This is a genomic window from Pseudomonas sp. MF6755 (assembly GCF_016405635.1).
GTDB lineage: Bacteria > Pseudomonadota > Gammaproteobacteria > Pseudomonadales > Pseudomonadaceae > Aquipseudomonas > Aquipseudomonas haemolytica.
Genome location: NZ_JAEKDA010000026.1, coordinates 21,782 through 37,676 on the forward strand (window position 1 = coordinate 21,782; position 15,895 = coordinate 37,676).

The window sequence follows — 15,895 nt, forward strand, 5'->3', positions numbered from 1 at the left end:
ATCTTATCGGTTTTCAGGCTAAAGCGTGAGGGGTAGAGTGGCCGTCATTGCCTCTCACACACATTCCTTCCTGGAGCGTCCCATGACTCAGTCCCAGACCGACCTTCGCAACGGCCCTGACGCCAACGGCCTGTTTGGTGCGTTCGGTGGCCGCTACGTCGCCGAAACCCTGATGCCGTTGATCCTCGACCTGGCCCGTGAATACGAAGCCGCCAAGGTGGATCCGGCGTTCAATGAAGAATTGGCCTACTTCCAACGCGATTACGTCGGACGCCCAAGCCCGCTGTACTTCGCCGAACGCCTGACCGAGTTCTGCGGCGGCGCCAAGATCTACCTCAAGCGCGAAGAGCTGAACCACACCGGCGCGCACAAGATCAACAACTGCATCGGCCAGATCCTGCTGGCGCGGCGCATGGGCAAGAAACGCATCATCGCCGAGACCGGCGCCGGCATGCACGGCGTGGCCACTGCCACCGTGGCGGCGCGCTTTGGCCTGCAATGCGTGATCTACATGGGCACCACCGACATCGAGCGCCAGCAGGCCAACGTGTTCCGCATGAAGTTGCTGGGCGCCGAAGTGATCCCGGTGGTTGCTGGCACCGGCACCCTGAAAGACGCGATGAACGAAGCGCTGCGTGACTGGGTGACCAACGTCGACAGCACCTTCTACCTGATCGGCACCGTGGCCGGCCCACACCCGTACCCGGCAATGGTGCGCGACTTCCAGGCCGTGATCGGCAAGGAAACCCGCACCCAGCTGCAAGCCCAGGAAGGCCGCCTGCCGGACAGCCTGGTGGCGTGTATCGGCGGTGGCTCCAACGCCATGGGCCTGTTCCACCCGTTCCTGGATGACACCAGCGTCGAGATCATCGGCGTGGAAGCGGCAGGCCACGGCATCGAAACCGGTAAACACGCCGCCAGCCTCAACGGCGGCGTACCGGGTGTGCTGCACGGCAACCGCACCTTCCTGCTGCAGGACGACGACGGCCAGATCATCGACGCCCACTCGATTTCCGCCGGCCTCGACTACCCTGGCATCGGCCCGGAACACGCCTGGTTGCATGATATCGGCCGTGTCCAGTACACCTCGGTGACCGACGACGAAGCCCTCGACGCCTTCCACAAATGCTGCCGCCTGGAAGGGATTATTCCTGCACTGGAAAGCGCCCACGCCCTGGCTGAAGTGTTCAAGCGCGCACCGACTTTGCCCAAAGATCACCTGATGGTGGTTAACCTTTCTGGCCGTGGCGACAAAGACATGCAGACCGTGATGCACCACATGGAAACCGCTAAGCAGGAGAAACACTGATGAGCCGCCTGCAAACCCGCTTTGACCAACTCAAAGAACAAAACCGCGCCGCCCTGGTGACCTTCGTCACCGCCGGCGACCCGGGTTATGACACCTCGCTGGCCATCCTCAAAGGCTTGCCAGCGGCTGGCGCCGACGTGATCGAACTGGGCATGCCCTTCACCGACCCGATGGCTGACGGCCCGGCCATTCAATTGGCCAATATCCGCGCGCTGGAAGCCAAGCAGAACCTGCTCAAAACCCTGCAAATGGTTCGCGAGTTCCGCAAAGACAATAACGACACCCCGCTGGTGTTGATGGGCTACTTCAATCCGATCCACAAATATGGCGTACCGAAGTTCATCGCCGATGCCAAGGAAGCCGGCGTCGACGGCCTGATCGTGGTCGACATGCCGCCTGAGCACAACGGTGAGCTGTGCGACCCGGCCCAGGCTGCAGGCATCGACTTTATCCGTCTGACCACGCCAACCACCGATGACGTACGCCTACCCACCGTGCTCAATGGCAGCTCCGGCTTTGTGTATTACGTGTCGGTCGCCGGTGTGACCGGTGCGGGTGCCGCCACCCTCGAACATGTCGAAGAAGCCGTCACCCGCCTGCGTCGTCATACCGACCTGCCGATCAGTATCGGCTTTGGCATCCGCACCCCGGACCAGGCCGCGGCGATTGCGCGTCTGGCCGATGGTGTGGTGGTGGGGTCGGCGCTGATCGATCACATCGCCAACGCCAAGAATGACCAGCAAGCCATTGATGGGGTGTTGAGCCTGTGCGCGGCGCTGTCCGAAGGTGTGCGTAACGCTCGTAAGTAATCCCCTGGTCAGATCGCACCCTCTGAACACTTTCGATTTATACGCTAGGCTCAAAGGGGCGGGCATTTCGCCCCTCCCTTTAACGAACTTCGTGCCCTTTGCCGTCTAACCTCCCTCGCAAGCCCGGCAGTCCTTGCCCCTCGGTCGTTAAGTTAGCCGCATCAGAAGTCATCCTTGGCTCTTTAAGGAGTACATCATGGCATTTGATCTCGTCCCCCCTTCAGATCGCCGTCATTCAACGTTGCAAAAAGGCTTCAACCTGCGCTGGCCGCTAGGCAACGTGCTGGGCCAGTCCTCACCCAATGGCGCCAACCTGATCTACCTCTGCCGTAGCCCCCAAGACATCATTGACGCCGCCGCACAGGCGTTGGCGCAACCCAATGGGCGCATCACCGTACGTAGCGGTGGCCATTGCTACGAGGGTTTTGTCGCCAACAAGATGCCCGACAACCCCCATGAGATGCTGTCGATTCTGGATATCAGTGCGCTGAACCGAGTGGTCTACAGCGCCAACGGGCAACTCGGTTCCGAGCTGGAGCCCAGCGCAACTGAACGCTATAGCTTTCGCCTGGAAGCCGGGGCCCAAAACTGGGATGCCTATGTCACGTTGTACAAATTGGCCAACAAAACCCTGCCCGGTGGCTCGTGTTATTCGGTGGGCCTGGGCGGGCACATTTGTGGGGGTGGCTATGGGCTGCTGTCGCGCAAATATGGACTGGTGTGTGACTGGCTGAGTGGTGTGGATATCCTGGTGCCCGACAGCCACGGCAAAGGCCTCGAACCGCGCCACGTGTCCAGGGACAGCGCCAGCCAGGACGAACTGGACCTGTTCGCTGCGTGCTGCGGTGCGGGCGGCGGGCAGTTCGGCATCATCACCAGCTATTACTTCAAAGACCTGCCACCGGCACCGAAAGAGGTGCTGTGGCTGGTGTTGGAATGGGACTGGTCCGTACTGACCAAGCCTGCACTCGACAACCTGCTGGTGGCCTATCAGTCATGGTTCGCCAGCAATCAAGGCAACCCGGACACCTGGGGCCTGGCGACCAAGCTGGAGATGCGCCATCAGCACACGGGCAATGTGACCCTGGGAATTCACTATGTAGACAAGGACGGGGAGCTCAAAGACCGGGCGCCCTTCAATGACTTTGTCGACAAGATGCTCACGGCCATCGGCCTACCCGCCACTGAGTCGCTGGTGCCGTTTCACGTCATCCATCTGCCCCGTAGTACCACCGGCGGGCGCGCCATCAACTCAGTGTCATCTGCCCAAGCAGCGGCCCAACGCCTGGATTGGCTGGTGTGCCAGCAAACATTGAATGGATCGGGGGACAACCAGCGTGGGCGCTATAAATCGGCCTACCAGAAGGGCGAGTTTATCCCTCAAGTGCTGGACGCCATCTGGAAAGCACTGACCTGGCCAGACCCCGATAACCGCCTGACACAAAGCCTTATCCAGATTCAGTCCTTCGGCGGCCAGATCAATGCCGCCAGCGGGCTGGTACGCAAGGAGTCGTCGGCCGTACAGCGCTCGTCATACCTCAAGTGGCAACCACAATGTTACTGGCGTGACGACAGCGCTGCCTCGGACCAAGCTCATGCCGACTGGATCCGAGGGCTGTACTTCAACGCGTTTGCCAATGATCAGGGAGTACCGGTCAACGACGAGTTCGAAGGTTGCTACATCAACTACCCCGACCTCGACATGACCTACGTGGGAGGCAACCCAGCCAATGGCGAAAACCCCCAGTGGTACAAGATCTTCTTTCCCGACCAGAACATCGAAAGGCGCCTGCGGCGTACCAAACAGCGCTGGGACCCGCACAACATTTTCCATAACGAAATGTCGGTGCGGTAATCGCGAAAAAAGGGCGGCCCCAAGGCCGCCCTTTTTTACAGCTCGATCCGCTCGACTTTACCTACAAGCAATATGTAGGAAAGTGCTCCCAGCAACGCCAGTACCGCGATGTAGGTAATCGCTGGCGCAAACGACGAACCACTGGCCAGAAAGCCAATCACGATCGGCGTCGCGATCGCGGACAGGTTACCGATGAAGTTGAACACGCCCCCGGTCAGCCCCAGCAACCGGGCAGGCGCCAAGGTCGACACCAGCGACCAGGTAATCGATGCCAGGCCATTGCCGAAAAACGCCACCGCCAGAAACGCGATGACCCACGCCGTCGAGTCCACATAGTTGGCACCGATGATTGCCGTGGAAATCAGCAGCCCGCTGATGATCGGCAACTTGCGCGCAAAGCCCACCGAGGCACCACGGCGAATCAGCCAATCGGAAAACACCCCCGAACACAGCACGCCCACAAACGCTGCCAGGAACGGCAACGATGCCAGCAAGCCTGACTGGATGAAGTCCATGCCGCGATATTTCACCAGGTAGGTCGGAAACCAAGTCAGGAAGAACCACAGCGTGGAGTTCAGGCAGAACTGGCCCAGGTAAATGCCCCAGAGTTTGCGCTTGCTCAGCACGATGCCGAGGTCGACCCAACTGAAGGGTGCCTTGGACGTTTGCGCCTGCATGTCCACCAGGCCGCCGCCGTCACGGATCAACTTGATTTCAGCGGCATTGACCCCTTTGAAATCCTTCGGCTCGCGATACACCGCGTACCAGATCGCCGCCCACAGGATGCCGACGCCACCGGTAACGACAAATACCATGTGCCAGCCGTAATGGTGCTGAAGCCAGGCCAGTACCGGCGTGAGGAACGCCAGGCCAACGAATTGCCCGGAGGTGTAGACGCCAATCGCGGTCGCGCGCTCGCGCTCGGGAAACCAGGTGGTGACCACACGGCTGTTGATCGGATAGGCCGGCGCTTCCAGCGCACCCACTGCCATGCGCAGCACAAACAGCGCGATGAAGCTCGCGGCGAACCCCAGCATGACGGTGGCAATCGACCACAACAGCAGGGCGACCGTATAAAGAATGCGCGGCGGCACGCGGTCTACCAGCCAGCCGCCCGGGATTTGCATGGCGGCGTAGGTCCAGCCGAACGCCGAGAAAATCAGCCCGACCTGCACCGGGTCAATACCCAAGTCGCTGGTCAGCGCCGGGGCAGCAATCGACAGGTTGCTGCGGTCGAGATAGTTGATCACCACGGTAATGAACAGCAGCACCATGATGAAGTAGCGCTTTCTACTGGGCGTCACTAAAGAAGCCTGCCCAGGGAGGGGTTCAGCGTGCATGGGGTTGCCTCTTCTTGTGTTTATTGAGGATTGGGCTTACTGAAGGAACCGGATCAAATGTGGGAGGGGACAAGCCCCCTCCCACATTTTCAACCGCGTTTCTTCAAGCAGGAATCACCACTCGGCAAAGCTGCCATCGGCATGGCGCCAGATCGGATTGCGCCAGCGATGACCGATGGCCGCACGCTCAACCACATATTCCTCGTTGATCTCAATGCCCAGGCCCGGGCCATTGGGGATCTTCACAAAGCCCTGGTCATAGTCGAATACGCCCGGGTCACGCACGTAGTCGAGCAGGTCATTACTCTCGTTGTAGTGAATACCCAGGCTCTGTTCCTGGATAAACGCGTTGTAGCAAACCGCATCCAGTTGCAGGCACGCCGCCAGGGCGATCGGGCCGAGCGGGCAGTGCAGGGCCAGAGCCACGTCGTAGGCTTCGGCCATGTTGGCGATCTTGCGGGTTTCGGTAATACCGCCCGCGTGGGAGGCGTCCGGCTGGATGATGTCCACATAGCCTTCGCTGAGCACCCGCTTGAAATCCCAACGCGAGAACAGGCGCTCGCCCAGGGCAATCGGCGTACTGGTCAACGGGGCCAGTTCTTTCAGCGCCTCGTAGTTTTCACTGAGCACCGGCTCTTCAATGAACATCAGTTTGTACGGGTCGAGCTCTTTCATCAGCACCTTGGCCATGGGCTTGTGCACGCGGCCGTGGAAGTCGACGCCGATACCGACGTTAGGGCCGACCGCATCGCGCACGGCAGCGACGTTAGCCAGGGCCAGGTCGACTTTTTCGAAGCTGTCGATGAACTGCAATTCTTCGGTGCCGTTCATTTTCACCGCAGTGAAGCCACGGGCCACGGCATCTTTGGCGGCACGGGCAGTGTCGGCTGGGCGGTCGCCGCCGATCCACGAGTACACACGGATCTTGTCACGCACCTGACCACCCAGCAGATCGCTGACCGAGACGCCCAAGGCCTTGCCCTTGATGTCCCACAGCGCCTGGTCGATGCCGGCGAGGGCGCTCATGTGCACGGCACCGCCACGGTAGAAACCACCGCGGTAAAGCACGGTCCAGATATCTTCGATATTGCGTGGGTCTTTGCCGATCAGGTAGTCGGACAGTTCTTCGACAGCGGCGGCAACGGTATGAGCGCGGCCCTCAACCACGGGCTCACCCCAGCCAGTCACACCCTGGTCGGTTTCGACCTTGAGGAAGCACCAGCGCGGCGGGACGATAAAAGTCGTCAGTTTGGTGATTTTCATCTCTTGTCTCTCTTATAGATGCAGCGCCTGTGGGCGCGGAACTTGTTCTCAGCTCAGGGCTTTCCAGGCGGCTACATAAGCCTGGGCTCGGCTCGCGACCTGATCCACTGTCATTCCCGGTTTGAACAAACCGGAACCCAACCCGAACCCCTTGGCGCCGGCGTCAATGAACACCTGCATGTTGTCCGCAGTAATGCCGCCCACCGGCAGCAACAAGGTGCCCGCCGGCAATACCGCCAGCCATGCCTTGATCACCGAAGGGCCCATTTGCTCGGCCGGGAACAGCTTCAATACGTCGGCGCCTTCGGCCAGTGCGGCGAAGGCTTCGGTGGGCGTCGCCACACCAGGCGACAAGTACAGGCCCGCAGCCTTGGCAGCACGCAGTACCTTGGCATCGCTATGGGGCATGACGATCACCTGGCCACCTGCGGTCTTTACCTGATCGACCTGTTCCGCCGTTAACACCGTGCCGGCGCCAATCAGGCAATCGGCGGGCAGGCTGTCGCGCAGGGTGCGGATGCTGGTGTACGGGTCTGGCGAATTGAGCGGGACTTCGATCACGCGAAAACCCGCGTCGTACAGCACCTGGCCGACGGCCTGGGCTTCGTCCGGGCGTATGCCGCGCAGGATTGCGATCAAACCGTTTTGCGCGAGTGCTTGCTTGAGCATGTCAGGCCTCCGTTACAGGTTGAGTGAGCCCAGCCGCCACGGCCAGTTGCCACAGGCCGCGCTCGGTGGCTTCCTGCGCCAGGCTCACGTGGGCGAAGCCGCACAAGGCGAGGGCACGTTGATAGCGGGCGCAGAGTGGAGCAGCACCCACCAGGATGATCGGCTTGTGCCTGGCGTGGTCTGGCAAGCCAGCAAGTTCGTGGCCGATCAGCAGGCCAGACAGATAGTCAGGTTGCTGGTCGGGCGAGAGTTCGGCGGTCAGGCCCAGGGTACGGGCACTGAACAGGGTCGACAGCACGCCACGCTGGCCGTCTTTCGAAAGTGCCACCTGCACGCCGCGGTCGAAAGCCTCGGCCTGGAACTGGTCGCACGGCTGCTGGGTACGGCCCAGGATGCTGTGCTTGCTCAATACCGCGAACAGTTCACCGGTCATGAAGGTGTCGAAATGAGTAATGCGACCTTCGATCACCTCAACCCACTTGGAATGGCTGCCGGGCAACCCAATCAACACTTGGGTCCCAAGGCCTTGCAGTACGCCGAGCACCTGGGTCTCTTCGCCGCGCATCACATTGGGCAGGCCGACCTGCTCGATCACTCCGGGCACGATATGCACATCCACCCCACGCAGGCTGCGTACACAGTGCAACGCCTGGCCGAGGCTGGCGACATCCACAGGTGTGTTGCGGTAAGCCGCCTCACTCCAGCCCTGGGCGCTGCCGACCATACCGCAAGCGATAACCGGCAACCCGGGCTGCGCGTCGAGCCAATCGCCGCAAGCGGTATCGAACGCCAACTCGAAGCCGTTCGTACAGTAAATGCCGGCGATGTCCCGGGGTTCGATGGGTAAATGCATGATGCCGCAGGCCAACGAGCGCTGTTCCAATACAGCGCCGGCGGGGCCGAGTTTGTAAGCACGAAGGGAGCTGGTCCCCCAATCGAGCGCGATCAATTGCGCTTGCATCGCTTCACCTGAAATAAGTGGGTGCTGAAAAAAGCAGATGGGCGAATATAAACCTACGCTCGGCGATATCTCAATATATAAATATCAATCCCATATATTGAGATAAAACGAGATGAATCCTACAGCCCTCCCTATTGTTGCAACGGGAACGGCAGGGCTTTAACTGATAAGCAAGGTTAAAAAATCGACAGGTCAAGCTCGCGCATCGCGCCCATCCAGATCGCGTAATCGGTGTGATCCTTCAGGTCATCGCCGGTTTCGGGGTGCAGGAACACCACCAGGCCATTACGATGCAGCGCCAGCCACGGCAGTACCACGCCGATGTATTCCGGGTCGAATGCCAGCTGGCAACTCCAATCCGGGTGCGGACCTACGGGCCGCTCATGCACACGGCCCATGTGTAACGGGAACAGCTTGACCGCGTCTTCACAGAGCGTGCGCGCCTGGTCGATGGTGCTGGCGTCAAAGTAGACATGGGCGTGATAGCCCTTGATACGTTGCATGGGGGACTCCGGAACCAATATTCCCCGATCCTAGACCGCAATCGATGGCAGGGCCAGCCCGGTCAACGACTGCGCACTGCTGGCCTGTTCCGCCACCAGCCACTCGACAAAACGCTCGACCAACGGCCCCCGACGTTTGCGCTGGGGCTGCACCACGTAATAGCCGAAGCGTGAGATCACCGTGTCGCTGATCGGTCGGCACAGCCAGTGCTGTTCCAGCAGGTTATCCACCAGATGACGCCAGCCGATGGCAACACCCTGGCCGGCAATCGCGGCCTGGATCAGCAGGGTGTAATTATCGAAACGCAATTGGCCCGGGGTGGGTGCCGTCGTGATACCCAGTTCGCGAAACACCCCGCTCCAGTCGAACCACTGGCTGTTGTTTTCCTGACGCAGGTGCAGCAGCGGGCAGTCTTGCAAGGTCTGCACGGTCAAGGGCGCGGCCTGGCTCTTGAGCCATTGCGGGCTGCACACCGGGAACACTTCCTCATTGAACAACCACAAGCTGTCGCCCTGCCTGAAACGGCCATCGCCGAACAGCACCGCCACATCAATATCGCTGCGCAGGGTGGCGTGGTTGCGCTCGCTGGTGACCAAGCTCACATCCACCTGCGGGTTGGCCTGGTGGAAGCGATGCAGGCGCGGCATCAGCCAATACGCGGCAAAGGCGAAGTCGGTGGCCACTTGCAGCACTTCATGCTGGTCTTGCTGGGAGATAGCACTGAGGCCTTGGTTGATGCTCTGCAAGCCGTTTTGCACGTGCTCGAACAGCAGGGCACCGGCGTCAGTCAGCTCGATACCGCGATAGATTCTGTCAAACAGGCGGATTGCCAGTTGTTCTTCAAGACGCTTGATCTGCTGGCTGACAGCCGGTTGGGTGGTGCCCAGCTCCGTCGCGGCAGCGGTAAAACTGCGGTGGCGCGCCGCCGCCTCAAAGGCACGCAGCAGGTCGAGAGAGAGGTCGCCAAGCGCTTCATACATAAGCTGTACTTATCCTAGACATTGCTTGCCGTGGGCTTTACCCCATTTTCCATGGGCCGCATGCTCATTCGCATAAACACTGCCTATGGAATGCCGAGAGCCCATGAAGCGCAAGAACATTCTTTTCATCATGGCCGATCAAATGGCCGCGCCGATGCTGCCGTTCTACGGTCCGTCCCCGATCAAGTTGCCTAACCTCAGCCGCCTCGCCGCGCAAGGCGTGGTGTTTGACGCCGCCTATTGCAACAGCCCGTTGTGCGCGCCGTCGCGCTTCACCCTGGTCAGCGGCCAGTTGCCGAGCAAGATCGGCGCCTACGACAACGCCGCCGATTTCCCCGCCGATGTACCGACCTATGCCCACTACCTGCGTCGCCTTGGTTACCGCACCGCGCTGTCGGGCAAGATGCACTTCTGCGGCCCCGACCAACTGCACGGCTACGAAGAACGCCTGACCAGCGACATCTACCCCGCCGACTATGGTTGGGCGGTGAACTGGGATGAACCGGACGTACGCCCCACCTGGTACCACAACATGTCCTCGGTGCTGCAAGCCGGCCCGTGCGTGCGCACCAACCAGCTGGATTTCGACGAAGAGGTGGTGTTCAAGGCCCAACAATACCTGTTCGACCATATCCGCGAAGACGGCAACCAGCCATTCTGCCTCACCGTGTCGATGACCCATCCCCACGACCCCTACACCATTCCCAAGCCGTTCTGGGACCTGTACGACGACAACGACATCCCAATGCCAGCGACGCCGGCCCAGTCCGACCTCGACCCGCACTCCCAGCGGCTGCTCAAGGTTTATGACCTGTGGGACAAACCGCTGCCTGTGGATAAGATCCGCGACGCACGGCGCGCCTACTTTGGTGCGTGCAGCTACATCGACAGCAATGTCGGCAAGCTGCTGCAGACCCTGGAAGACACCGGCCTGGCCGACGATACCCTCATCATCTTCTCCGGCGACCACGGTGACATGCTCGGCGAGCGAGGCCTCTGGTACAAAATGCACTGGTTTGAAATGGCCGCACGCGTACCGCTGTTGATCAGTGCGCCGGGGCAGTTCGCGCCGGGGCGCGTGTCCAAAGCCGTGTCCACCGCCGACCTGTTGCCGACCCTGGTGGAACTGGCCGGCGGTGAGCTGGACCCGCGCCTGCCGCTGGACGGCCGCTCTCTGGTCCCGCACTTGCAAGGGCAGGGTGGGCACGACGAAGTGTTCGGCGAGTACATGGCCGAAGGCACCGTCAGCCCGCTGATGATGATTCGTCGGGGCGCCTACAAATTCATCTACAGCGAAGACGACCCTTGTCTACTTTTCGATGTGCACAACGATCCGCACGAGCGGGAGAACCTCAGCCAGTCAGCGGAACACCGATCGCTGTTCGAGGCGTTTTTGCGTGAAGCGCGGGCCAAATGGGACATCCCGGCGATCCACCAGCAGGTACTCGCCAGCCAACGCCGGCGCCGCCTGGTGTTTGAGGCACTGACCCAAGGCAAGCTGAAGAGCTGGGATCACCAGCCACGGGTGGACGCCAGTCAGCAGTACATGCGCAACCATATCGACCTCGACGACCTGGAGCGCAAGGCACGTTATCCACAACCCTGCCAAAACCAATAAAACAAAGAGGGAAGGCCATGCAAAAGTTGACGGTTGTGCTGGGCATGCTGGCGTTGACCAGCGCCAATGTTTACGCGGACGCCACCTGTGAAACGGTAAAAATGGCCGACCCAGGCTGGAGCGACATTGCCGCCACCAACGCCATTACCGGCTTTTTGCTGACAGGCATGGGCTACAAGCCCAAGGTCGATACCCTGGCAGTGCCGATCACCTTTGGCGGCCTCAAGGATGGCCAGGTGGATGTGTTCCTCGGCAACTGGATGCCGGCGCAACAGGGTTTCTATGACAAGTTCGTGGCCAACGGCGATGTAGTCCAGCTGGCGAAGAACCTCGAGGGCACCGAGTTCACCCTCGCGGTACCAGATTATGTGTGGGATGCCGGGGTGCATGACTTTGCCGACCTGAACAAGTTTGCCGACAAGTTCGACAAGAAGATCTACGGCATCGGCTCCGGCGCGCCGGCGAATATCTCGTTGCAGGAGATCATCAAGAAGAATGACTTCGACCTGGGCCAATGGAAGCTCATCGAGTCCAGCGAACAGGCGATGCTTGCCGAAGTTTCGCGAGCGGTGAAGAAACAACGTTTCGTTACCTTCCTCGGCTGGACCCCACACCCGATGAACGTGCAGTTGAAAATGCATTACCTCAAGGGCGGGGAGAAGTATTTTGGTGACACCGGGAGCGTGTATACCCTGACCCGCAAGGGTTACGCACAAGCCTGTCCAAATGTCGGAAAACTGCTGACCAACCTGAGTTTCACCCAGGAGATGGAGAACAGCATCATGGCGCAAGTGGCCAACAACAAGGTCAGCAATGCCGAAGCGGCGAAAGCGTGGATCAAGGCTAATCCGGGGGTATTGGATAAGTGGCTTGATGGCGTGAAAACCGTGGATGGCCAGGATGCGTTGCCGGCGGTAAAAGCCAAACTGTAAAGATCACACTCCCCCTTGTAGGAGCTGGCTTGCCAGCGAGGAACTCGAAAACGCCGCGTTTTTTCAGACAGCCCGCGTTATCGTTAACCCTCTTCGCGAGCAAGCTCGCTCCTACAGTATTTCGAGCGACTCATGCCCCGGCCCAACCGCCATACACTTTTCCCCTTCCTCAGCTGGCTCCCGCGCCAAACCCGCGCCAGCGTAGGCCGGGATGCAATCGTCGGCCTCAGCGGTGCCGTGCTCGCCCTGCCGCAGTCGATTGCCTACGCACTGATCGCCGGCCTCCCACCAGAGTACGGGCTCTACGCCGCAATCATCCCGGTATTGATCGCTTGCCTGTGGGGCTCTTCCTGGCACCTGATCTGCGGTCCTACGGCAGCGATTTCCATCGTGCTTTACGCCAGCATCAGCCCTTTGGCCGTGCCAGGCTCCCAGGACTACATCACCCTCATCCTGTTGCTGACCTTCCTCGCCGGGGTGTTCCAGTGGTTGCTCGGCCTGCTGCGCTTCGGCGCGCTGGTGAATTTTGTATCGCATTCGGTGGTGTTGGGTTTCACCCTGGGCGCTGCCGTGGTGATCGCCTTGGGGCAGCTGCCTAACCTGCTGGGGCTGGATTTACCGAGCCAGGCGACGGCTATCAATAGCCTGCTGACGCTGATCGACCAGGGTGGCGAGTGGGACCATGCGTCCTTGGCGCTTGGGCTCGGTACGTTGCTGGCAGGCATGCTGCTCAAGTACCTGGTACCTCGCTGGCCGACCCTGTTGATCGCTCTGGTCCTGGGCAGCCTGGCGAACTGGCTATGGCCGGCAATGTTCGGGCATGTGGCGCTGGTCAGTTCGTTTATTGGCACATTGCCGCCGTTCAGCCCGTTGCCGATGGACCTAGACATGGTCCTGCGCCTGCTGCCCAGCGCCGTGGCGGTGGGCATGTTGGGCTTAGTGACCAGCCTGTCGATTGCACGCTCGCTGTCAGCCCGCTCGCAACAGTTGCTCGACGCCAACCAGGAAGTACGCGCCCAGGGTTTATCCAACATCGTCGGCGGATTTTTCTCCGGCTACCTGTCAGCCGGATCCTTCACACGCTCGGGCCTCAGTTACGAGGCGGGTGCCTGTTCACCGTTGGCGGGGGTGTTTTCCGCCTTGTGGGTGGCTTTATTCGCGTTGTTTGGAGCGACATTGATCGCGCATATTCCGATCCCGAGCATGGCAGCGAGCATCCTGCTGATTTGCTGGGGCTTGGTGGACCACCGTGGCATTCGAGCGTTGTTCCGGGTCAGCCGCGCCGAATTCGTGGTGATGAGCCTGACGTGTGTCGCCACCTTACTGCTTGAGCTGCAAACGGCGATTTATGCCGGGGTTCTGGCATCGCTGTTCTTCTACCTCAAGCGCACCTCGCAGCCGCGGGTTCAGCAATGGCGCGACGGTGAAGAAAACGTGTTGCGGGTAGGCGGCTCGATCTTTTTTGGCGCCAGCCATTACCTGCAGGTGCGCTTGCAAAGCTTGCAGGGCGAGCGGGTGGTGATCGAGGCGCAGCAGATCAATTTTATCGACTACTCCGGAGTGGAGATGCTGCACCAGGAGGCGCGGCGGTTGGCGGGGTTGGGGCGCAGCCTGACGTTGCGTCGAGCCAGGCCGCAGGTAGTCGAGGAGTTAAGAAAACTGGAAGGGGCCGACAACTGCCCCATCCATTTCGAAGACTGAATATGATCAAAACTGTGGGAGCAGCTCCCACACATTGAAGTGGGAGGCTAGGCCAACTGGCGGCGCAGTTCAGCCAACACCGGCGCCGAATCCGGGCGCACACCGCGCCACAGGAAGAAGGCTTCCGCCGCCTGCTCCACCAGCATGCCCAGGCCATCCATTGCCACCGCAGCACCGTGTTGCGCAGCCCAGCGGCAGAACGCAGTGGGTTCCTTGGCATACATCATGTCGTAGCAGAACGTCTTGCCCGGTTCGATCAGGCTGCCGGCAATCGGCGGTACATCGCCCGACAGGCTGGCTGAAGTGGCGTTGATGATCACGTCCACCGGCTCACGCAGCCAGTCGAAACCACTGGCAGACACCGGGCCCAGGTCGTTGAACAGCTCAGCAAGCAACTCGGCCTTTTCCACCGTGCGGTTGGCGATGATCAACGAAGAGGGTTGCTGCGCCAGCAACGGCTCCAGTGCACCGCGCACCGCGCCACCGGCACCCAGCAACAGGATGCGCTTGCCGTGCAGGGTCAACCCGGCATTCACCGTCAGGTCGCGCACCAGGCCGGCGCCGTCGGTGTTGTCACCCAACAACGTGCCGTCAGCGTGTTTGCTCAGGGTGTTCACCGCCCCGGCGCGTTTGGCCCGTTCGGTCAAGGCATTAGCTAGGCGGTAGGCTTCTTCCTTGAACGGTACGGTGACGTTGGCGCCACGGCCCTGTTGAAAAAACTCACGGGCGCAGTTGGTGAAACCCTCCAACGGCGCGAGCAACGTGTTGTAGTCCAGTTGTTCGCCGGTCTGCTCGGCAAACATACGGTGGATCAACGGCGATTTGCTGTGGCCGATGGGGTTGCCGAAGACGACATAATGGTCCATCACACCGCCGCCTTGGGCGCGACAATGCCGAGCCAGTCGCGGTCTTGCAGGAAATAGTCAGTAAGACGCGCTTCTTCGCTGCCGGCCTCGGCCTTCCAGTCGTAGCTCCAACGTACCTGGGGTGGCAGCGACATCAGGATCGACTCGGTGCGCCCGCCCGACTGCAGGCCGAACAGGGTGCCACGGTCATAGACCAGGTTGAACTCGACGTAGCGGCCCCGGCGGAATTCCTGGAACTCGCGCTGTTGCTCGGTATACGCCATAGCCTTGCGACGCTGCACAATCGGCAGGTAGGCGTCGATATAGGCGTCGCCGATGGCGCGGATAAAGGCAAAGCAGGTGTCGAAGCCCCACTCGTTCAAGTCATCGAAGAACAGGCCGCCGATGCCACGGGGTTCATTGCGATGCTTGATGTGGAAGTAGCTATCGCACCAGGCCTTGTAGCGCGCGTAAACGTCCGGGCCAAACGGCGCACAGGCCTGCTCGGCCACGCGGTGCCAGTGGACGCAATCTTCTTCGTTGCCGTAGTACGGCGTGAGGTCAAAGCCACCACCAAACCACCACACTGGTTCTTCGCCGTCTTTTTCAGCGATGAAAAAGCGTACGTTGGCGTGGGAAGTCGGTATATGCGGGTTGTGCGGATGGATCACCAACGACACACCCAGGGCTTCAAAGCCGCGACCGGCCAGCTCAGGGCGATGGGCACTGGCGGACGGCGGCAGGCCGCTACCGAACACGTGGGAAAAGTTGACGCCGCCTTTCTCGATCACCGAACCGTTTTCGATCACACGAGTGCGACCGCCGCCGCCGGCAGGCCGGGTCCAGGCGTCTTCGATAAAGCGAGTGTCCGTCTCGAAGGTTTCCAGGGCGCTGCAAATGCGGTCTTGCAGATCAAGCAGGTAGGCTTTAACAGCCTCGGTGCGGGTAGTCATGGCATCACCTTGAATCGGGCAAAGCTACGCGAGGCCATTGGGCGTCGGCGGCAAATGGGCGCACAGGATACCACTGCAATCCGTTGCGCCGCAGTTGACGAGGATCAAGCTTAGGAGTGGGATAGGGGGCTACGCGAATGCAACCTCAGGAGAAGT

The 15,895-nt window shown here is 60.6% G+C and carries 14 protein-coding genes; 6 read left to right on the forward strand and 8 right to left on the reverse strand.

Features of this window, described 5'->3' with window-relative positions:
• Positions 1-82: 82 nt before the first annotated feature.
• The 3 genes from trpB (at position 83) to JFT66_RS27110 (ending at position 3,973) form a co-directional block, all read left to right on the forward strand.
• Positions 83-1,309: a tryptophan synthase subunit beta gene (gene trpB / locus JFT66_RS27100; protein WP_034116617.1), complete on the forward strand. Its 1,227-nt coding sequence runs from the start codon at positions 83-85 to the stop codon at positions 1,307-1,309.
• Entirely contained in the window at positions 1,309-2,118 is an 810-nt protein-coding gene (gene trpA / locus JFT66_RS27105; protein ID WP_034116616.1) for a tryptophan synthase subunit alpha, read from the forward strand. Before trpB ends, trpA begins: the two co-directional genes overlap by 1 nt.
• A 196-nt stretch (positions 2,119-2,314) precedes the next feature.
• Complete coding sequence (locus JFT66_RS27110) at positions 2,315-3,973, forward strand: FAD-dependent oxidoreductase (RefSeq protein ID WP_198860491.1); 1,659 nt, start codon at positions 2,315-2,317, stop codon at positions 3,971-3,973.
• Positions 3,974-4,008: 35 nt separating this feature from the next.
• On the opposite strand, the gene JFT66_RS27115 is transcribed toward JFT66_RS27110, so the two are convergent.
• From JFT66_RS27115 to JFT66_RS27140, 6 genes are all read right to left on the reverse strand, one after another.
• On the reverse strand, positions 4,009-5,313 hold the full coding sequence (locus tag JFT66_RS27115) for an MFS transporter (RefSeq protein WP_034116614.1): 1,305 nt from the start codon (positions 5,311-5,313) through the stop codon (positions 4,009-4,011).
• A gap of 114 nt (positions 5,314-5,427) precedes the next feature.
• On the reverse strand, positions 5,428-6,576 hold the full coding sequence (gene dgoD, locus JFT66_RS27120) for a galactonate dehydratase (protein ID WP_034116613.1): 1,149 nt from the start codon (positions 6,574-6,576) through the stop codon (positions 5,428-5,430).
• Between the two features lie 48 nt (positions 6,577-6,624).
• Positions 6,625-7,245: a 2-dehydro-3-deoxy-6-phosphogalactonate aldolase gene (locus JFT66_RS27125; protein ID WP_153871194.1), complete on the reverse strand. Its 621-nt coding sequence runs from the start codon at positions 7,243-7,245 to the stop codon at positions 6,625-6,627.
• Between the two features lies 1 nt (position 7,246).
• Positions 7,247-8,206, reverse strand: coding sequence for a 2-dehydro-3-deoxygalactonokinase (locus JFT66_RS27130; RefSeq protein ID WP_034116611.1), 960 nt, complete (start codon positions 8,204-8,206; stop codon positions 7,247-7,249).
• A 176-nt stretch (positions 8,207-8,382) separates the two neighbouring features.
• Positions 8,383-8,709: a DOPA 4,5-dioxygenase family protein gene (locus tag JFT66_RS27135; RefSeq protein WP_034116610.1), complete on the reverse strand. Its 327-nt coding sequence runs from the start codon at positions 8,707-8,709 to the stop codon at positions 8,383-8,385.
• A 30-nt stretch (positions 8,710-8,739) separates the two neighbouring features.
• Complete coding sequence (locus JFT66_RS27140) at positions 8,740-9,690, reverse strand: choline sulfate utilization transcriptional regulator (RefSeq protein WP_034116609.1); 951 nt, start codon at positions 9,688-9,690, stop codon at positions 8,740-8,742.
• A 103-nt stretch (positions 9,691-9,793) separates the two neighbouring features.
• Between JFT66_RS27140 and betC the strand changes: the two genes are divergently transcribed.
• The 3 genes from betC to JFT66_RS27155 all read left to right on the forward strand — a co-directional run bounded on the left by betC (position 9,794) and on the right by JFT66_RS27155 (position 13,941).
• On the forward strand, positions 9,794-11,308 hold the full coding sequence (betC, locus tag JFT66_RS27145; RefSeq protein ID WP_034116608.1) for a choline-sulfatase: 1,515 nt from the start codon (positions 9,794-9,796) through the stop codon (positions 11,306-11,308).
• Between the two features lie 17 nt (positions 11,309-11,325).
• Entirely contained in the window at positions 11,326-12,240 is a 915-nt protein-coding gene (choX, locus tag JFT66_RS27150) for a choline ABC transporter substrate-binding protein (protein WP_153871199.1), read from the forward strand.
• 132 nt (positions 12,241-12,372) lie between these two features.
• Positions 12,373-13,941 (forward strand): SulP family inorganic anion transporter, encoded by a 1,569-nt coding sequence (locus JFT66_RS27155; protein WP_198860492.1) that lies wholly within the window; start codon positions 12,373-12,375, stop codon positions 13,939-13,941.
• A 47-nt stretch (positions 13,942-13,988) separates the two neighbouring features.
• Here the strand turns inward: JFT66_RS27155 and aroE are convergent, their stop codons facing one another.
• Both aroE and hemF read right to left on the reverse strand, forming a co-directional pair.
• A complete protein-coding gene (aroE, locus tag JFT66_RS27160; protein WP_034116605.1) occupies positions 13,989-14,807 on the reverse strand; it encodes a shikimate dehydrogenase in 819 nt (272 codons plus the stop codon).
• Positions 14,807-15,739, reverse strand: a complete 933-nt coding sequence (hemF, locus tag JFT66_RS27165) for an oxygen-dependent coproporphyrinogen oxidase (protein WP_034116604.1) — start codon at positions 15,737-15,739, stop codon at positions 14,807-14,809. The genes aroE and hemF overlap by 1 nt, the downstream gene beginning before the upstream one ends.
• Between the last annotated feature and the right edge of the window lie 156 nt (positions 15,740-15,895).